The organism is Flavihumibacter sp. UBA7668, assembly GCF_002483205.1.
In the GTDB taxonomy this organism is placed as follows: Bacteria; Bacteroidota; Bacteroidia; order Chitinophagales; family Chitinophagaceae; genus Flavihumibacter.
This window is the reverse complement of record NZ_DLHM01000003.1, coordinates 519,810-540,419: the sequence shown is the minus strand read 5'-3', so window position 1 is coordinate 540,419 and position 20,610 is coordinate 519,810. Positions and strand designations below refer to the sequence as shown.

The window sequence follows — 20,610 nt, the reverse complement described above, 5'->3', positions numbered from 1 at the left end:
CGTACATCGGACTTGTACATCTTCGATGACCAGGGCACAATGGGAATGGTCATCATTCCCATGATGGAGAACTGGTTGGGCATGCCGAACATCTGCCCGTGTGATATTTGCACACCGAAGTCGGGCCGGGAGCCGGTAGCGGCCCATTTCTGGTTGAATTTCATAGAACGGATGCGGCTCTCCATAGAAAGAATATCGTTTCTCAAAAGTGCTGAGGTATCGTTGACCATCAGGTAATCTGCCCGGTAGTCAACAGGCAGCAAGAGCGTGTCAATGGCAAACGGGGCATTCACGTCACGGCTCATCAGGGTATTAAGGCCGATATTGCTTTCCGCGATCTGCGCCAGGCTCATCGTTTCCATGTTTTCCAGTTCGCTCAGCGCGGCTTCCCCCTTGAATATTGCCGGCAGGTCAGACTGGTTATAGGTGTATTTATCCTTTGCTGTTTGGATCAGTATCTTCAACAGGTCGCGGTATTGTTGAATGGTCTTTAGTTTGTTTTCGGCAATAAACCGCCGGTAGTAATAAAGCCTTGCGGCAAAATGCAGGGTGTTTCGCTGCCACTCAGCGTCATTGCGCTGTACATTTTCCAGGGAACCGAGGTAATCTTTTTTTGCATTTAATTTGGCAGCGTTGGGAATCATCTGTTGCACGGACACCATCATACCCGCCTGGTTATCGGGCATCATTTCCTTTATCAGGGACAGCCGGTAAGGGAACCGGTCAAAGGCCAGTGACACGGTGGGCGGCATCCATGCTTTTGCACCGTCAACCAGCGAACGAATGGAAGCTATTTTAGCGTCGTAATACTGAAGCTGGGGATAGGATTTGTCTATAGCGGTAAAAACTTCCTGCATGCTCAGCTTCACGCTGTCTTGTGCCGCAACATTTACAGAAGCGATCAGCAGCAGGAAGATTGTATATAGCTTATTACTTTTCATGAATCCGGGTTTTAGTCTTTGATTTCAAGCACCACCAGTTTGCCATGCTTTTTCAGTTCCCATTCTTTTAAAAGATTATAGATTACCGGCAGTACAATAAGGACAAACAGCGTGGAGGTGATCAGGCCGAATACAAAGGGAATCGCAATTGGCTTCATCACATCACTACCGGTTCCTGTAGCGGTCATTACGGGTATCAGGCCAAGTATATTAGCTAAAACGGTCATGAGCAGTGGCCGCACCCGTTGGGTAGCACCCAGCAGGAAAGTTTCTTTCAGATCATCATCGCTGATGTTTTCAGGGCCGTTCCCTTTAGCTGTTACAAGCTTTTTGATGGAGTCATTCAGATAGGCGATCATCAGTACGCCCGTTTCCACGGCAACACCGAACAATGCTATAAAACCCACTGCTACAGCCACCGAGAAATTGACATTATAGTAGTACAGGGAATATACACCGCCCATCAGCGCCACCGGCACGCTGATAAACACAATAGCCACTGCCTTGAATGAATTAAAGGTGACGTAAAGAATGAAGGCGATGATCAGCATCACAATCGGTATGATTACCTTTAACCGCTGCTCTGCTCTTACCTGGTTCTCATACTGGCCGCTCCAGTCTATATAGTAACCCTGGGGAAGTTGTTTGAAGGTTTCTTCTATCCTTTTTTTGGCATCGTTTACCACGCTGCCCATATCCCTTCCCCGCACATTGAAAAGCACTGTGCCCCTGAGCATGGCGTTTTCAGAATTGATCATCGGAGGCCCTTCCGATACTTTTACATCCGCAACGGAAGAAAGTGGTAATACCCCGTACTTCATCGTTTGGATGGGAATGCGTTTGATCTCGTCAATATCATTGCGGTATTCCTGCGCCAGTCTCAGGTTTACACTGAACCTTTCCCGGCCTTCAACGGTGGTGGTGAGGATCATGCCGCCCAACGCACTTTCAATAACCATGTTCACGTCGTCAATATTCAATCCATACCGGGCAGCATCCTTTCTCCTGATCTTAATATCAAGATATTTGCCTCCGGTGAGTTGCTCAACATACAGATCTTCCAAACCCTCAATTCCTTTGAGGGACGCTTCTACCTTACGGCTTATGTTATAAATGCTGTCAAGGTTACTTCCATAGATTTTAACGCCCACATCTGTCCGGATACCGGTGGATAACATATTGATGCGATTGATGATCGGTTGTGTCCAGCCGACAACAACACCGGGTATCTGCACTTTTTCATTCATTTCCTTGATCAGTTTCTCTTTGGTCATCCCACTGCGCCATTGACTTTTTGGCTTCAGCACGATGATCGTCTCGATCATGCTGATGGGCGCATTGTCTGTGGCAGTATAGGCGCGTCCGGCTTTACCAAGTACATTATCCACTTCCGGGAAGTCTTTGATGATCTTGTCCTGTAACTGGGTGATGCGTTTAGCCTCTGAATTGGATACATCCGGTAAGGTTACGGGCATTAATAACAAAGAGCCTTCATCCAGCGGTGGCATAAACTCTGTCCCCAGGTTCATAACCAGGGGCACGCTTCCTGCAATGAGTACGAAACACATGGCCAGCACTGTTTTGCGCCATTTCAAACACCATCTTGCCACCGGCTGATAAAGGAGAATAAAGAAATTGGATACGGGGTTTCTGCTTTCCGGCACTAAGCGGCATTTCATCAAAGTGCGCGTTAACATCGGCGCAACCGTTATGGCAAGAATGGCCGCACCGATCAGGGAAAACGTTTTGGTAAGCACCAGCGGTGCAAAGAGTTTCCGTTCCTGGCCGGTCAGGAAAAGAATGGGTGCAAAGGAGATGACCATGATCACCACAGAAAAAAATACCGAGCGGCCCACCGTCCGTGATGATTCTTCTATAATAGCCACTCTTTCCGCTTCAGGGATCTCCCTGGTGTGGCCTATTCGTTCTTTTACTTTCGTTTGTTTTTCGCTTGCCATACCTGGTTACTTGTTTTCTACGTTAAGAACTCTGTTGGTTAACATCCTGTAGGCATTCTCTGCCATGACAATACCGGGATCTACCACATCACCAATGGCAAGCGCAATACCGCCCAATGAGAGGATATTGGCTGTAACCCCGAATAATTTCATGAGGATAAATCCGATAAGTACCGACAGGAGAATGGAAACAATCGCGACCAGCCCGCTTTTGCCACTAAAGAGAAATAAGATGACAACGATACAAACAATCAGTATTTCCTGCCAAAGGGCCTCTTTGAGGGTATCTATTGCAGCCAATATGAGGTCGCTGCGGTCGTAGGCCGTTTTGAATTTGACACCGGCAGGCAATCCTTTTTCAATGTCTTTCATTTTGGCCTTTGCCCTTTCAATCACGTCCTTCGCGTTTTCCCCGAACCTGGCCACAACAATGCCTCCGACCACTTCTCCTTCGCCATTCTCATCAACGATCCCGAGCCTCAGATCGGGACTCATTTGCACTTCCGCAATATCACTCAGTGTAATCGGTATGGATTTGTAGGTGCCGATAGGGATTTCCTTGATGTCGTCGAGGCTGGTAATATAGCCCTGACCCCGGATCAAATAGCCGGTTGAGTTCATCTCATACAAGCTGCCCCCGACATCTTTATTATTGGCGGAGACGGCACGGGTTACATCCATGAGTGAAACCCCATAGTACACCAGCTTATGCGGATCTATTGTAACCTGGTAGCCTTTCTGGAAGCCGCCAAAGGAAGCCACTTCGCTGACACCTTCCACATTCTGAAGCGCGAACTTTACGTACCAGTCTTGCAGCGCCCTGAGTTCCCCAAGATTATAACCCTTTCCATCGAGTGTGTACCAAAAAACATGACCCAGCCCGGTACCGTCCGGCCCCAAAGAAGGCGTAACCCCCTGTGGCAGGAATTTCTGCGCATAATTGAGCCTTTCCAAAACCCTGGTTCTTGCCCAATAAACATCCACGTCATCCTTGAACACGACAAATATGAAACTCATCCCGAACATGGATGCTGCTCTGATGGACTTGATGCTGGGTATGCCTTGCAGGTTGGAGACTAACGGGTAGGTGATCTGGTCTTCCATGATCTTTGGATTTCGCCCCATGTATTCTGTATAAATGATCACCTGGTTTTCGGAAAGGTCGGGCAATGCATCTACCGGCGTCTCTTTTATGGAGTAGATGCCACCAACTACGATCATGATAATGCCGATCCAGACAAAGAACCGGTTCCGTATAGACCATGAAATTATTTTTTCTATCATGATATCACTGTTTTAGTAGTTGTCTTTTCATAACACTACGATGGTTGTGGTTTTAATCAAAGGGCTGCCGCCCGCAAAGAGGCAGCCCCTGAATAATCAGAGATGGTTTTTCAACACCCAGTTTACTTTATACATTTTGTGGAAATTGTCATATGCGGTAAGTTCTCCGTCTTCTTTGAAGGTCTGATCCAAAGCGTCGTGGAAAGGATGGTTTTGCGGAAACGCTTTTTTCAGGTTTGTCTTTGTAAGCGGTTGCAGTACGTCGGAATCTCCCGTTGTAAAGAAATAGGTGATTGGATATTTGTCTGCCTGTTTGGGCGCATGTGCCTTGTGTTCGTATTTATACAGGACGACTTTCTCCCCGGCGTTCAGAACGGTATAGCCGTTCTTTTTAGTAGCGGTTGCAGCCGTTACTGAATTTTTCTGTGCTACTGAATTTTGTGAGAATGCCAGCAGGCTTCCTGCCAGCATAAAAAAGAAAAGGAACCTTTTCATTGTTTTTGATTTTAATTGTGAAATATTGATTAATGAACGAATTGAAATAACAAACGGCTGAGCTGCCTGCGGAAGCTTTGGCAGCATTCACCAAAGCAAACAGGACTGGAAAATCATTCATGCCAACCGAAGAATAGACATAAGTATATCTTCAGTCTGAATGTAACAGACCGGCAGCGCCGCACACAAGGGGGATCTCATCAACCTGCCTGAGCCGGGCGTGTTGGTTGATGATTTTGAACATCAAATCCGGAAAACCCGGTTTAAAACATACAGCCGGGGATGTAGCTGGTCGGGGGGATGATAGAAGGATGGTTTGGGACTGGCTGACCAGGAGAATAGTTGAAAATCGGAATGAGAGGCTGGTACCAATGCGATATCAACGTCAAATGTTTTGGACAGGTCGAAGGATACCTGCGTTGATTTTTGATGACCATCATCCAGATGCAGGTAAAAATCTTTGTCATGGCAGCAGTCCTTCATATCCTCGCTGCCACAGGCACATTTATTGGTATGGTTGTGCCCAAAAGAAACAGAGGCAACGGTATCGCCGCAATAGTGTATAGAGCCGCTGATACCTGATGATGCGATCAGGTAAACGAACATTAACGCTATGACGGCTATTGGTTTCATTGTTTATTTTACAACTATTTCAATTTCAGCAAAGTTAGTTTTAGGTGTTTTGAACTTTGTACGCATTATTTTGGATTTTGTATAAAATTTTGCACCTCTATTTTATCCAGATGAACACGCGCCGGAACCGGACTAAGCCGGTATTGTCCAGGTGTTTTTCCGGTAACTTTTTTAAACTGGGAGGACATGCTTTGTGACGAACTGTAACCCAAATCGTATGCGATATTGCTGATTGTTGTTTCGTCCTGTAAAAGCAGTTCCTTCACCCGTTCCACTTTTAACAGGATCAGGAACTTTTCCATTGTTATCTTTTCTGCCTCTGAAAAAATGCGGCTGATGTAGTAATAACTCATGCCGACTTTTTTTGCTACATAATCTGATAACCGCAATTTTGAGGTCTTGCCTATCATCTCATTCATATACTCAAAAATGGCTGTCTTTGCTTTGGCAACTACCTGCTCTGTATGTGAGTTCACCACGGTAAAGCCCCAGGTTGCCAGCTTTCGGTTTAAAGCCGCCAAATCCTTTTCTGTCAGTTTATTTTCAAGCGTTACTTCGCCGAGGGTCGTTTTCAGGGCCTTGTAATTTCCTTCACCAAGCAGTTGTTTCACCTTGTCAATACAACGTTCACAGCACATGCCTTTGATATATAACTGATTTTGTTTCATTCTTTATTACGCTTGCAATAGACTTCGCATTTTGAACGTCCTGTATTAAAAACCAGGTTGTATAAAATCTTGCATAAAGGTAAACCGTGAACAGCCGTTTAAAGAATGACCGTTATCACGGGAAAACCTGATTTCCGTCATGCGTGAAACCCCGCCTTTATTTCACTGTGCTAACCATGATGTTATGCTAACATTTCAAAGAAATCCGCTTAAAATTATATCTTTGCACAAAATATTCTTGAAGCGTTTTAGCTTTAAGTCCCGCACTGAAACTTAGGAACTTTCAAAGAGGCAATGGGACAATAAGTGAGAACGCTCATGCTACGGCGTGGGCGCACTTATCGTTGCCGGGTTTCCTAAGACCTCAGTGCGGTGAGTTTTCACTGCTGAATAAATTATCAGTCTATATTTTTATTGGAACGATTGCCGGAGCCCGGTTAGGTCACACACTGTTTTATGAATTTGGCTACTATAAGAATCATTTGCTGGAAATTATTTTACCATTCAGTATTAGAAACGGAAAATTTGAATTGACAGGATACCAGGGATTGGCAAGTCATGGCGCTGCCATTGGGATAATTATTGCAGTTATATGGTATTGCTGGAAATATAAACAATCATTTTTATGGATAATGGACAGGCTTGTAATTGTTGTAGCCCTCTCCGCTTTTTTTATCCGTATTGGTAATCTTTTTAATTCCGAAATTATTGGTAAGCCAACCAATGTTGCTTGGGCTTTTATTTTTGAAAGAGTTGATATGATTCCACGGCATCCTGCACAATTGTATGAGGCTATATCATACCTGATTATTTTTGGTATTCTCTGGTTCCTATATAAAAAGAAAATAGAAAAAGTACAGCAAGGTTTTGTTTTTGGAAGTTTTCTGATAATGCTGTTTTCTGTAAGATTTTTAGTTGAATTTGTAAAGGAAAACCAGGAGACTTTTGAAAATACTATGATAATAAATATGGGACAAATACTAAGTATTCCTTTTATTCTGATTGGTGTCATCCTAATGATCTCAAAATCAAAACAAAACGGCGATAAAGAAATACCTAGTCTGTAAGAAATCAATTATAAAAACTATCTTTCATTTCAAGACTTTTAGATAATATACTGAATCCAACTCATTAAAAATATTACTACACCAAACAAAAAAATATGAAACCGATTTACGTTTTAATTATAGCAGTTTTTGTTTTGTCCTGCAATAAAAATGAGTCCACGGAAACTATTCAGCAAGACGATCTTTCTGCTTCTGTTGCTATGACCGGGGAGTTATCCGATATGCGACAGTCAGTGAATAGCCTCATAACCGCTCCGAATCATACGCAGCGTCTTTATTGGGACAGCGTCTATCATCATCATGACTCCTTGTTCTGGCATCACCACAATGTCTATCATCATGGCACATACATTCATGATGACCATAGCCATCAATGGGTACCTTATAATCCAACTATTAATCACCATGGCCATCATCATCCCAAATATCCCGGGCACCTCAATGATTCACTTGTTACCATAACCAACAATCATCACCACGTTAACTGTGAACATCATCCGGGACATCATATTTGTCATCACCATACAATGGATTCTTTACATCATGTTCACAACTTACACCATCCATAATGTCAAATATGTTACTACAAAAAATGAATACTCTCCGGCTATTAAGCCTCTCAGTTGTTTTGTTGTTTATAAGCTGCAAAGAAGTGAATAAAGACAAGCCGGTTACTATTCTGCCAGATACGACATTTGAGAAAATAAAATTAGCAGACTTAAAAAGTAATTCTTTCAGTTTAAAAAAATATGCAGGGAAAACAATATTTCTCAATTTTTGGGCTACCTGGTGCAAGCCTTGTATTGCAGAAATGCCAACGATTGAAAAAGCACAGAATATTTTGAATAAGGAAAAAGTCGTTTTTTTAATCGCTTCCAACGAAGCAATAGAAGAAATTGATGCGTTCAAAAAAGCTCATAATTTTAATCTCACTTATTGCCAAATTCAAAACAGCGAAGAGTTAGGCCTCCAGGTTTTGCCAACAACTTATATATTTAATCCTGACGGTAGTCTTGTGTTTTCTGAATCGGGTTATCGCAAGTGGGACGAAAAGAGCAATATTGACATGATACTTAAAATTGTAAATAAAAATGAATAAGCTAGTAAGTACTTTATTATTTATCGTTGCGTTGTCTTCCTGCAAAAATTCACCAAAACAAACAGACAGTCAAAAAAATGAGTCGGCAGATATTGCTAACAGTAACTTAAAATATCTTTCATCACCTGCTGATTCAGGAAGCGCAGAACCGTATTTATTTACTGATAAAAATGGGGTGGTTTATTTATCCTGGGTAGAGAAAACAAAGGAGAAAAGTTTATTGAAATTTTCTGCTTTAAATATTGAGCAATGGTCTGAACCTATTGTGATAAGTTCAGGCGATAATTGGTTTGTGAATTGGGCGGATTATCCTCAATTGGCTACCGATGGAGGCAAAGCCATGGTTGCACATTTTTTAGAAAAAAGCGAAAAAGGCACTTATACCTACGATGTAAAAATAACTACATCTGTTGACCAGGGAAAGACATGGAGTGATCCAAACATTCTTCATGATGATGGAAAAAAAGCAGAGCATGGTTTTGTTTCAATAGTTCCATACGAAGACAATTATTTTATTTCATGGCTCGATGGAAGGAATGCTGCAATGGAAGGCGAAGGAAAACATGAAGAGGGGCATCATGGACAAATGACAATTCGTGGTGCCATAGTAGATAAGCAGGGAAAGAAATCCAGTGAGTGGGAATTGGATAACCGTGTATGTGACTGTTGCCAGACAAGTGCTGCCATCACTGCAAATGGGCCTGTTGTAGTTTATAGGGACAGGTCAGAAGCAGAAATAAGAGATATCTCTATTGTTCGGTTTGTAAACGGTCAGTGGACATTGCCGAAACCTGTTTTTTCCGACAAATGGAAAATTGAGGGATGCCCTGTCAATGGACCCAGAATTGCTGCACAGGATAATACTGTTGCCGTGGTATGGTTTTCATCTCCTGATAAAAAAACACAGGTGAATGTCGTTTTCTCTGCAGACGGGGGTGCTACGTTTAATGCGCCTGTTCGTATTGATGAAGGAAAAGGGATTGGCCGTGTTGACGTTGTTATGCTGGATGATAAAAGCGCAATGGTCAGTTGGATGGAAGGGGCCGTGATAAAAGCAGTGAAAGTTTACAAGGATGGTAAAAAAGAAGCTTCTATAACAATTGCTTCCTCAGCAGAATCGAGGTCAAGTGGATTTCCCCAGATGACAAAATCTGGTAACAATTTAGTTTTTGCATGGACGGATGATAAGGAAAAGACAATTAAAGTGGCGAATCTTGTCCTTTAGTGTACTTTGGCTTGCCTGTCGAAATACGTAAAAAACTCCTTGATTTACTGGTTTTTGCAACCATATTACCATTTTAACCTCCAATTTTATACGAATTTGCAACATATCCCGTTACTTTTGCAACAATGAAATTTTTATTCTCCTTTTTGGCTTTTTTCCTGCTCTACCTGTCATGCCTTCCGTGCAGCGACAGTACAGAGTGCAGTGCAAAAGCAGAAGTAAAAATTTCGGCTTCCACCAATCACCAGGAACATAATCATACTAAAGAGGCCTGTACACCTTTCTGCACCTGCTCTTGTTGTGCTGCATCTGCCTTTTATAATCCCTTGAACAAAACACAGGTTGTAAAAATATTTTTCAAATCAGAAAAGTATCCTCTGCATAACGAAAACCTTAATACAGAAGTTTCTTATTCCATCTGGCAGCCACCCAAATTAGCTGCTTAATTCTCCCATTCGCATCAGTGCATCAATCATGCACTGTCTATTACATTTTTATCATTTCGTTTACCATGTGGTTATGGCTAAAAACAAAAAGTCATCAACACGTAGAAAAACAGTTTACAGCAAAATAAAAGACCCTGTAAAGCCAAAGTGGATGCGGGTTATAAAAATAATTACAATGATACTGTTTGGTATTATTATGTTGATGGCTATTGCAGGAATTGCAATTAAATACTACCGATTGGTTTCTAAACACTAAAAATCATGTTTGAAAAAATCATCAAATTCTCTATAAAAAATAAAATGGCCATTGGAGCCATGACTGCCCTCTTAGTTATTTGGGGAGTTTATTCTTTAAGCAGGCTACCGATTGATGCTGTTCCTGATATAACGAATAACCAGGTTCAGGTGATAACGCTTGCTCCCACATTAGGTGCACAGGAGGTTGAGCAAATAATTACAGCTCCGATTGAACTATCAATGGCCAATGTTCCCGATGTAATTGAAAAAAGGTCCATTTCCCGATCTGGTATTTCTGTTATCACAATAGTATTCAAGGATAAGGTGGATGTTTACTGGGCAAGAGCACAGATAAATGAAAGATTGAAAGAAGCCGAAGCCAAAATTCCACAAGGTGTTGGAGAGCCTTCCTTAGCTCCCATCACAACAGGGCTTGGCGAAATTTATCAATATGTCCTGCATACCAAACCGGGTTATGAAAAGAAATACTCTGCTATGGATCTGCGAACCATGCAGGATTGGATCATTAAAACTCAATTAGCAGGCACACCAGGAGTTGCTGAAGTAAGCGGATGGGGTGGATATGTAAAGCAATATGAAATAGCTGTTGATAATGAGAAATTAAATTCTCTGAACCTAACCGTTGTAGACATATTTGAAGCACTGGAGAAAAACAATGAAAATACCGGCGGCTCTTACATTGAGCAACGCAATAATACATATTTTATCAGGGGCTTGGGTCAGATAAAAACGCTGACTGACATTGAAAAGATTGTTGTTAAAAATATCAACAATATACCCATCTTGATCAGAGATGTGGCTACAGTTCAATATGGAAATGCAACACGTTATGGTGCAGTCACCCGAAATGGTGAAGGGGAAGTAGTGGCGGGTATCACTTTGATGCTAAAAGGAGAGAATTTTAACCAGGTAATTAAAAATGTAAAAGAGCGAATGACTCAGGTTCAAAAATCACTGCCCGAAGGTGTGATCATTGAGCCATTCATAGACAGAACAGAATTAGTAGGAAGGGCCATCGGCACTGTAAGAAAGAATTTAATTGAAGGTGCGTTAATTGTAATATTTATTCTGGTATTGCTTTTAGGAAACCTGAGAGCGGGTCTTGTTGTTGCATCAGTAATTCCGCTGTCAATGCTTTTCGCTTTTTCATTAATGAAATTATTTGGAGTATCCGGAAACCTTATGAGTTTAGGTGCTATTGATTTTGGATTGATTGTAGACGGTGCAGTAATTATTGTTGAAAGTGTAGTTCACCGGATTTCTATGAGTAAGCATCATCACCAGGGAATTCCAAAATTATCCAAACAACAAATGGATGATGAAGTATTTGAAAGTTCAAGGCGTATGATGAATTCGGCTGCCTTTGGACAAATCATAATTCTAATTGTTTATTTACCCCTGCTATCTCTTATTGGAATTGAAGGCAAAATGTTTAAGCCTATGGCACAAACAGTCGCATTTGCCATACTTGGTGCATTTATCCTTTCACTGACCTATGTTCCCATGATGAGCTCATTATTTCTGAGCAGGAAGACAACACACAGACGGAACATATCAGACAGGATAATCGATTTTCTGAAACGCATCTATACCCCTATGCTTGCTTCGGTATTGAGATTTAAGAAGCTAACAATTACTATAGCTGTTTTACTTTTTGCCATATCAATTTGGATATTCAGCAAAATGGGAGGTGAATTTATTCCCAATCTCGAAGAAGGTGATTTAACTGTAGAAATAAGTATGGCGCAGGGGACATCTTTAACTCAAGTGGTAGAAACGTTTGGCAAGGCCGAAAAAATATTAAAGGAAAACTTTCCTGAAGTGAAACAGGTTGTTACAAGAATAGGAAGTTCTGAAATTCCAACCGACCCTATGCCAATAGAGAGAGGTGATATGATGGTAGCTATGAAACCGAAAGAAGAATGGAAAACCGCTAAGACGAAAGAAGAGATGATGGAGAAAATGGAAGAAGCATTATCTGTATTACCCGGTGTGAATATGGAAATAACACAGCCCATGCAAATGAGATTTAATGAGCTTATGACCGGAATAAGACAGGATGTAGCTATTAAAATTTATGGAGATGATCTGGACATATTAACCCAACATGCAAATAAAGTTGCCAAATTAATTGCACCAATAAAAGGAGTAGGCGAACCCTTTGTAGAAAAAGTGACGGGTTTACCCCAGGTAATAGTTGAATATAACCGTGATAAAATGGCGCAATATGGATTAAACATTAGTGATGTAAATATGATATTGAAAACAGCCTTTGCTGGTAATGTATCAGGAGTTGTATTTGAAGGTGAAAAGCGATTTGATATGGTCGTCAGGTTGCAAAGAAACTTGCGTGAAAATATTGTCAATATTGAGAACTTATATATTCCATTGCCTTCAGGAAGCAAAGTGCCTTTAGACCAGGTTGCAAAGGTTGAATTTAAAGATGCCCCCGCCCAGGTTTCAAGAGAAGATGGTAAAAGAAGGATTTATGTTGGCTTTAATGTTCGTGGACGGGATGTAGAGAGAACAGTTGCAGATATTCAACAAGTTCTTGATCAAAAATTAAAATTGCCAACCGGCTATTATATAACATACGGCGGGCAATTTCAAAATCTGAAGGAGGCTAAACAGCGATTGTCGGTTGCTGTGCCTGTCGCTATGTTTTTGATCCTTTTACTATTGTATATCACTTTCAGGTCTTTTTCACAAATGCTACTCATTTTTACCGCTGTTCCATTAGCAACCATAGGAGGCGTTTTCGCTTTATTGATTAGGGGCATGCCTTTCAGCATCTCTGCAGGTGTTGGTTTTATTGCGCTTTTTGGAGTTGCAGTATTAAATGGTATTGTATTGATTGGATATTTTAACCAGTTGAAACAAGAAGGTATGACGGATATATATCAGCGGGTAATAGAAGGAACAAGGGTACGACTTCGCCCTGTAATCATGACTGCCTCTGTAGCATCATTGGGCTTTTTACCGATGGCATTATCAACGGGTGCGGGAGCAGAAGTTCAAAAGCCTTTGGCGACGGTCGTTATCGGGGGCTTAATAACAGCTACCATTCTTACCTTATTTGTATTGCCAGCCTTGTACATCCTTTTTTCCGGTAAAATAAAATTCAAAAAGAAACGTATGAAAACTCCGCCACCGGCCTCCGCAATTATAATTTCGATATTATTTTGCATACTGCCTGCAACCATAATCAAAGCCCAAACAGTTCAAAAATCGTTGGATGAAACGATCAATATTGCTGTACAAAATAATTACCAGCTTAAATCTTCTTCCTTAAGTATTAGGCAAAATCAATTACTACAAAGAACAGCTTACGACATTGAGAAAACTAATTTCCTGGTGACGCAAGATCCTACAAGCGGCGGCAATATTGACAATAGCATTGGAGTTACTCAAACAATTTCCTTGCCTGGAAAATACAAAGCACAGAGTAATTTTTTACGTCAGCAAACGATTCTATCCGAAAAGTCGCTGGAGGTTGCAAAATATGAATTGATCAGAGATGTCAAGCTTGCTTATTATAATCTTATCTACGGAAAGGAAAAATTGAAATTGCTGAATTACCAGGATAGTTTGTATCGAAATTTTAATGACAGAGCACAGGTGCGTTATAATGCCGGTGAAACCTCGAACCTTGAAAGGCTTACAGCCGAAACACGATATCGTGAAATTCAATTGCAAAAGAGACAGGCAGAAATAGACATAACTATAAATCAACTGGCATTGCAAAGATTAGTGAATACCACTGATGCTATTGTGCCATTAGAGTCAGAATTTTACAAACTGGCCAAAGAGTTTTCAATTGATACTGCCGGTTTGTATAATCATCCCATAATTGATTATTATAAGCAACGAATTACTGTAGCAGAGGCCGAAATAAATGCAGAAAAGAAAAAATTGCTTCCGGATTTCAATGTTGGTTATTTCCATCAATTCGTTGTAAAGGGATTTGACCCGGCTAAACTTAACAGGGGCTACACGCCATCAACCCGTATTGCAGGTTTGCAATTAGGCGTTGCAGTTCCTATTTTTTCCAAATCTCAAAAGGCCAAAATAGAGGCTTCAAAAGTTCAATCTAAAATTGCCCAGACCGAAGTGCAACTTGCATCAGCTAATTTAAATAATTCTTACTACCAACTATTAAATGAATACTTAAAACTTCAACAAGCCATTGATTATTATCAATCAATTGGTAATAGCCAGGCAAATGAATTATTGCGGATTTCCCGCTTTTCATACGAAAAGGGAGAGATCGGGTACATTGAGTTCATCCAAAATATTACTCAGGCTATTTCAACTCAATTAAATTATATAGAAACCGTTCGTGAATATAATGAAGTTATAATCCAATTAAATTCTCTAAAAGGTAAATAATATGAACACAGTTAATAAAATTAAAGATATAGTTATTATGAGCGTTACAATAATTGTCATGCTTATTTCAGCTTTTACAATGGTCTCCTGTAATTCATCCGGTAAACAAGAAGTCGAAATATCCGATAGCACAGCGGCGAATAAAAAGAAAATTTCTGATAAAGCAGAAGAAGAACATTCTGAAGCGATTGAACTTACTACAGAACAGATGAAAGCTGTTGGAATAGAAATAGGAAAGGTTGAATTAAAAAACCTTAGCAGTGTTATTAAAGCAAGTGGCCAGCTTGAAGTTCCTCCTCAAAACAAAGCCGATGTTACTTCTTTAATAGGAGGTGTTATCAAGAGAATTTTTGTTTTGGAAGGTAACTATGTAAAAAAAGGGCAAACTCTTGCGATGATTGAAAATCCCGAATTTATCAAATTACAGCAAGAATATCTGTCTATTAAAAAAGGCCATACCTATACAATGCAGGAATTTGAAAGACAAAAAGAGTTAAAAGAAAATAATGCCGGAACGGGAAAAATTTACCAACAGGCCGAAAGCAACTTATTAGCTGAACAAGCCCGGTTAACGGGCTTGGAAGCTCAAATGAAACAATTTGGTATAAATCCGGCATCCATAGCGAATGGTAATATAGTAACCCAACTGCCCATTCGTGCTCCTATTGGGGGAGTTATAGGACACATAAATATTAATGTCGGGTCCTACGTTGATGTGACAAAATCCTTAATGGACATTATAGATAACTCGAACATTCATTGTGATCTGCTTGTTTTTGAAAAAGACTTATTCAAAGTGAAAGTTGGGCAGGAAGTTAATTTCATTTTGACCAACCAGGATAATCGCCAGATAACGGGACGTGTCTATGGTATCAACCAATCATTTGAAAGCGAAAATAAAGCGGTCATAGTTCATGCAGTTATTAAAGATGGAGCGAAATATAAATTGATTCCCGGAATGTATGTATCCGCATTGATTAAAGTTGGAAACGAGAGTGTAACCGCAGTACCTGTTGATGCAGTGGTTAAATCTGAGGGGAAGGAATACGTTTTCATTGTAGATGAAGAACTTCAGGAATCTGTGAAAGATAAAGATCAGGAGGAAAAGGAAGAAAAAACTGATAAAAAGGAGGAATCGAAAGGTGATGAAAATAAACTGGCTTTTAAAATGGTTGAAGTGATAACAGGTGTTGCTGAATTAGGATATATTCAAATCACATTTGCTGACAAAGCACCAGAAAATGCAAGAGTAGTTACCAAAGGGGCGTTTTATATTTTATCAAAAACAAAGGGTGGCGAGGAAGAAGAATAAACTAAAAACTATTTTATGACAATGCAATCTTCATATATACCAGCATTAAAGTATAACTGGTTGACAAAGTTTTATGACTTTCTAATTCAAAGATTCCTGAAAGAACAAACCTGGAAAACTTTCGTTATTCAAAGCTTCTCAAATAAAAAGCCTGAGAGGATATTGGATATTGGTACTGGTACGGCAACGCTGGCAATAATGATGAAGCGTAGTTACCCAAACGCAAAAATTGCAGGACTTGATGGCGACGAAAATATTTTAGCAATAGCACGAAGCAAAATTCAACAGCAAGGAATAAACATTGAATTGACACATGGAATGTCTTATCAACTACCATTCCCTGATAATTATTTTGATGTTGTAACCAGCAGCTTAATGATTCATCACTTAATGGATGCAGACAAAATAAATACGTTTAAAGAAGTATTAAGGGTGCTAAAGCCAGGAGGTGAATTCTGTATAGCAGATTGGGGAAAACCGAAAAGTTCTTTATCACGACTTTTGTTTTATTGGGTTCAGTTCCTGGACGGGTTCAAAACCACTACAAGTAATGTGAAAGGATTACTTCCCGGGTTCTTAAAAGAATGTGGTTATGATGATGTGAATGAATTGAAGAAGTTCGGTACAATAGGTGGAAGTATTTGTATCTACAAGGGCAAAAAGATTAATTAGCGAAGCATAGGGATTGCCAAGCATGGAAAGACAACTACTATTCAGGCTTTGAAAAACAATCACAATTAAGTTATAACCATTCAATAGTTTGTAATGAACAAGACGACTTACAAGATTTCAAAAATGGATTGCCCTTCGGAAGAAAACATAGTACGAATGAAATTAGAAGGTTTTGAAAGCATTAAATCACTGCAGTTTGACATACCTAGCCGCAAACTTGATGTAATTCATGAAGGCAAAGCCGAGCCTATAACGTCTGCCATTGACAGCCTGAATTTCAATTCAACAGTTTTGGCAACAGAAGAAATAAACGATGAAGAAGAATTATTGTTCACAGATACCACAAAACAGGAAAGGAAATTGCTTTGGCAGGTTCTGGCAATAAACTTTTTCTTTTTCGCTCTTGAAATTGTTACGGGCTTCATTTCCGGTTCGATGGGACTGGTGGCAGATAGCCTTGATATGCTTGCCGATTCAATTGTATATGGTTTAGCTCTCTTTGTAGTAGGCAAAGCGGCAATTCACAAAAGAAGAATTGCACATATCAGCGGTTACTTCCAGTTGCTTCTTGCAGTATTTGGCTTTATAGAAGTAGTGAGAAGATTTTTAGGTTATGGTGAGCCGCCAGAGTTTAAAACTATGATAGGCATTTCATTTTTCGCTCTAATCGGTAATGCAGTTTCACTTTATTTATTGCAAAAGTCAAAGAGCAAAGAGGCCCACATGCAGGCAAGCACAATATTTACTTCAAATGATGTAATGGTAAACATAGGCGTAATGATAGCAGGGGCGTTAGTGTATTTTACATCATCTAAGCTACCCGATTTAATTATAGGTATTATAGTATTTATTTTGGTCGGATTCGGAGCTTACAGGATTTTAAAATTGTAATGTGCATCAGCACAAAAAGTACACATATCTGCAGTCTAAAAAACCACTGTCAGTAAAAATGGAATACAGTACGAAATTGAAGAGAGCGAATCTTGGTGGAGCAATCACAATACAGGCTTTAAAAAAATAAAAAAAACATGATGGCAACGATACAACTTTTTTTTAATGTGACTATCAGGGGAAATGATCCCACCTGGTATGAGCATCTTACAGCTGCCTTGAAAAATTATTGCGCTACAGAACAAGTAGAGATAATTAGGAAAGATGAAAAATTCGCACAGATTTACATTAGTTATGAATTGAAAAATGCATCGCTTGACGAAATTGAATTAATAGTAACCAATACGGAGACTGCTATCACTGGAGTAAATATTCACCTGCCCACATCAGTAACGGGTATTGCAGACCCATACCATGCTAGTGGCATAAGTATTCCGTTGGAAGAGAGCTTGAAAAAGATAAAAGGAGTGTTAGGTGGTGGTATTTCATCAAATGGCGAAATAAAAATAGAGCTTGATCATTTTGCAAAGGATAAACAAGCTGTAGTGGAAGAAATTTTTAGAAACCTGCCTTTAAAAATGGATAATTTGTAGTTCTATGTTTTCAATCATAACCGGAAGTTTAATAATAAGTCTCTTACATGCTGTTATTCCCAGTCATTGGCTGCCAGTGCTTGCAATAGGCAAAAGGGAGAATTGGGATTTAGGCGAAACTGAGAGGGTGACATTTGTTTCCGGTCTGGCCCATGTTCTTAGCACTATTATAATCGGAATTTTGCTTGGCCTTATTGGGCTTGAATTAAATGAAAACATTGAACATTTCACTCGCATTATTGCTCCATCCATTTTGATACTAATCGGGCTATTTTTTGTCAGGCAGCATTATGTCCATCATCACTTTCATTTGGAAAAACAAAAAATAGCCGGTAAGTCGAAAGGCAAAATAATCAGTGCTTTGGTAATAGCCATGTTTTTGTCGCCCTGTTTGGAAATAGAGGCCTATTTTTTATTGGCAGGAACAAAGGGATGGTGGATGCTGGGATTGATAGCGATGATGTACGGTGTTATAACCATCACCGGCATGGTGATATGGATACGATTTGCTTACAAAGGTTTATTGAAACTCAACTGGCATAAATGGGAACACAATTCGGGAATTGTAACCGGGTTGGTTCTAATTGTCACCGGTATTATTTCATATTTTATTTAATTGAGCTATATGGAACACAAACACGAAGATCATCAGATTACAGAAATACAAAAAGGTGATTTGATAAAAACCAACGAAGAAAAAAAACGAACCCCTTTTGCTGATGATGGACACAATCATAAAGTAGAAAGCAAAGAAGACCCGGGATGGAAAAAACACTGGGATTTATTATTGGCCCTATTCATTTTAATCGTTTTGTTAATATTGGAATATGGCTTTAAAATTGAACTACCTAAAACACCGTCACTGGGAATAAACGGTATTGCCTATTTCTTAGCTGGCAGAAACGTTTTAGCCCTTGCTTTCAGGAAATCAAAACGAGGAGATATATTCAATGAGTTTGTATTGATGAGTGTTGCCACCATTGGCGCATTTGTAATTGGCGAATATGAAGAAGGTGTGGCAGTAATGGTATTTTATCAAATCGGGGAATGGTTCCAGGATGCAGCGGTTAATAATGCAAAAAGAAGTATCAAAGCTCTGCTGGATGTAAGACCTGATGAAGTAACGGTGATAAGAAATGGCTCACCGCTTGTTGCCGATCCCTCGATTATTGAATTAGAGGAAACTATCCAGGTGAAGCCGGGAGAAAAAGTAGCATTAGACGGAGAATTACTTTCAGAGAATGCTTCCTTCAATACAGCAGCATTGACCGGCGAAAGTAAACCTGATACAAAATACAAAGGTGAGACTATCCTTGCAGGAATGATCAACCTCAATACCGTTGCAGAAATTAAAGTAAAAGCGCTGTTTAGAGACAGCAAACTGAGTAAGATCTTAGAAATGGTACAGGATGCTACCGCAAGAAAATCACAAACACAATTATTCATTTCTCGGTTTGCAAAAATTTATACTCCCATCGTTTTCTTTCTTGCAGTGGCGGTATGTTTTGTTCCTTACTTTTTTGTGGATGATTATAATTTTCAAACCTGGTTCTACCGGGCATTGGTTTTCTTAGTTATCAGTTGTCCATGTGCATTGGTCGTTTCTATTCCGTTGGGATATTTTGGTGGAATAGGTCTTGCATCCCGCAACGGCATTTTATTTAAGGGAGGAAATTTTCTTGATGTAATGACAAAAGTGAATGCGGTGGTGATGGATAAAACCGGGACACTGACGAAGGGAGTATTTAAAGTACAACAAGTTGTTCCTGTAGATATGGATGAAAAGGAATTGGTAAAACTTACCGCCGCACTGGAAAAGAACTCCACCCACCCGATAGCCAAAGCAGTAACAGAATATGCGGGTGATACAATAAATGATATCAAGGCCGATGCAGTAGAAGAAATTTCAGGTCATGGCTTAAAGGGAAAAGTGGAGGGAAAGGATATGCTGGCCGGAAATGCAAAACTGTTGAGGAAGTACAATATACCTTACCCTTCGGAAATAGAAAAGATTGTTGACACAATCGTTGTTGTGGCAATCAACAATCAGTATGCAGGTTATATCACTATTGCTGACGAAATAAAAGAAGATGCAGTACAAGCCGTCAAAGACATGCACAGCTTGGATATTAAAACAGTAATGCTCTCTGGTGATAAGCAGTCTGTGGTTGATGAAGTCGCAAAGAGAATTGGTATAGATGAAGCTTATGGAGATTTGTTACCGGAAGGTAAAGTTGAGAAAGTGCAGAAACTAAAAGATGAAGGCAGGCATATCGCTTTTGTTGGCGATGGTGTGAATGATGCGCCTGTTGTGGCTTTAGCTGATGCAGGAATAGCTATGGGCGGTTTAGGCAGTGATGCCACTATTGAAACAGCAGATGTGGTTATTCAGAACGACCAGCCCCATAAGATTGTTTCTGCAATCAAAATTGGTAAGATAACCCGGAACATCGTTTGGCAAAATATCATTATGGCGATGACTGTGAAAATATTTGTATTGATTTTGGGTGCAGGTGGCATAGCCACTCTATGGGAGGCGGTGATAGCTGATGTGGGAGTGGCTTTACTGGCTATTTTAAATGCAGTGAGAATACAGAGAATGAAGGTGTAAAAGATGATGTCATGCAGCTTGTTCTATTATTTAAGCATTTGCTTAAATAATTATTTATCCTATCTTTG

16 protein-coding genes and 1 pseudogene are annotated in these 20,610 nt (G+C 40.1%); 12 read left to right on the top strand and 5 right to left on the bottom strand.

Translation table 11 applies throughout. The annotated features are described in order from the left end of the window. The 5 genes and pseudogenes from B2746_RS08090 to B2746_RS08070 form a co-directional block, all read right to left on the bottom strand. The coding region (locus tag B2746_RS08090; protein WP_290792340.1) for a TolC family protein at positions 1 to 941 on the bottom strand (941 nt) is incomplete at its 3' end. An 11-nt stretch (positions 942 to 952) separates the two neighbouring features. Further along, positions 953 to 4,183 (bottom strand): annotated as a pseudogene (locus B2746_RS08085) (efflux RND transporter permease subunit). A 96-nt stretch (positions 4,184 to 4,279) separates the two neighbouring features. Beyond that, the gene (locus B2746_RS08080) at positions 4,280 to 4,678 is read right to left on the bottom strand and encodes a hypothetical protein (RefSeq protein WP_239597222.1); all 399 of its coding nucleotides are present in this window, start codon (positions 4,676 to 4,678) and stop codon (positions 4,280 to 4,282) included. A gap of 243 nt (positions 4,679 to 4,921) precedes the next feature. Next, on the bottom strand, positions 4,922 to 5,311 hold the full coding sequence (locus tag B2746_RS08075; RefSeq protein ID WP_133176933.1) for an HYC_CC_PP family protein: 390 nt from the start codon (positions 5,309 to 5,311) through the stop codon (positions 4,922 to 4,924). Positions 5,312 to 5,376: 65 nt separating this feature from the next. Next, entirely contained in the window at positions 5,377 to 5,979 is a 603-nt protein-coding gene (locus tag B2746_RS08070) for a helix-turn-helix domain-containing protein (RefSeq protein ID WP_054282549.1), read from the bottom strand. 344 nt (positions 5,980 to 6,323) lie between these two features. On the opposite strand from B2746_RS08070, the gene lgt reads away from it, so the two are divergent. From lgt to B2746_RS08015, 12 genes are all read left to right on the top strand, one after another. Then, positions 6,324 to 7,046, top strand: a complete 723-nt coding sequence (gene lgt / locus B2746_RS08065) for a prolipoprotein diacylglyceryl transferase (RefSeq protein ID WP_239597219.1) — start codon at positions 6,324 to 6,326, stop codon at positions 7,044 to 7,046. A 95-nt stretch (positions 7,047 to 7,141) separates the two neighbouring features. Further along, positions 7,142 to 7,615, top strand: coding sequence for a hypothetical protein (locus B2746_RS08060; protein WP_239597217.1), 474 nt, complete (start codon positions 7,142 to 7,144; stop codon positions 7,613 to 7,615). 8 nt (positions 7,616 to 7,623) lie between these two features. After that, positions 7,624 to 8,145, top strand: a complete 522-nt coding sequence (locus B2746_RS08055; protein ID WP_239597215.1) for a TlpA family protein disulfide reductase — start codon at positions 7,624 to 7,626, stop codon at positions 8,143 to 8,145. Continuing rightward, positions 8,138 to 9,370: a sialidase family protein gene (locus B2746_RS08050; RefSeq protein WP_239597214.1), complete on the top strand. Its 1,233-nt coding sequence runs from the start codon at positions 8,138 to 8,140 to the stop codon at positions 9,368 to 9,370. Before B2746_RS08055 ends, B2746_RS08050 begins: the two co-directional genes overlap by 8 nt. Positions 9,371 to 9,495: 125 nt before the next feature. Continuing rightward, positions 9,496 to 9,816 carry a DUF6660 family protein gene (locus B2746_RS22830; protein WP_369075798.1) on the top strand — a complete coding sequence of 107 codons (321 nt, stop codon included), beginning with the start codon at positions 9,496 to 9,498 and terminating at the stop codon, positions 9,814 to 9,816. Between the two features lie 261 nt (positions 9,817 to 10,077). Continuing rightward, entirely contained in the window at positions 10,078 to 14,463 is a 4,386-nt protein-coding gene (locus B2746_RS08045) for a CusA/CzcA family heavy metal efflux RND transporter (protein WP_290792339.1), read from the top strand. Between the two features lies 1 nt (position 14,464). Then, positions 14,465 to 15,775 (top strand): efflux RND transporter periplasmic adaptor subunit, encoded by a 1,311-nt coding sequence (locus tag B2746_RS08040; protein ID WP_239597209.1) that lies wholly within the window; start codon positions 14,465 to 14,467, stop codon positions 15,773 to 15,775. Between the two features lie 15 nt (positions 15,776 to 15,790). After that, the gene (locus B2746_RS08035) at positions 15,791 to 16,447 is read left to right on the top strand and encodes a class I SAM-dependent methyltransferase (protein WP_239597207.1); all 657 of its coding nucleotides are present in this window, start codon (positions 15,791 to 15,793) and stop codon (positions 16,445 to 16,447) included. Positions 16,448 to 16,540: 93 nt separating this feature from the next. Next, entirely contained in the window at positions 16,541 to 17,338 is a 798-nt protein-coding gene (locus tag B2746_RS08030) for a cation diffusion facilitator family transporter (RefSeq protein WP_239597203.1), read from the top strand. A gap of 137 nt (positions 17,339 to 17,475) precedes the next feature. Continuing rightward, positions 17,476 to 17,931, top strand: coding sequence for a hypothetical protein (locus tag B2746_RS08025; RefSeq protein WP_239597200.1), 456 nt, complete (start codon positions 17,476 to 17,478; stop codon positions 17,929 to 17,931). Between the two features lie 4 nt (positions 17,932 to 17,935). Beyond that, positions 17,936 to 18,547: a hypothetical protein gene (locus B2746_RS08020; protein WP_290792338.1), complete on the top strand. Its 612-nt coding sequence runs from the start codon at positions 17,936 to 17,938 to the stop codon at positions 18,545 to 18,547. A 9-nt stretch (positions 18,548 to 18,556) separates the two neighbouring features. After that, positions 18,557 to 20,542: a heavy metal translocating P-type ATPase gene (locus B2746_RS08015; protein WP_239597197.1), complete on the top strand. Its 1,986-nt coding sequence runs from the start codon at positions 18,557 to 18,559 to the stop codon at positions 20,540 to 20,542. Positions 20,543 to 20,610: the final 68 nt, after the last annotated feature.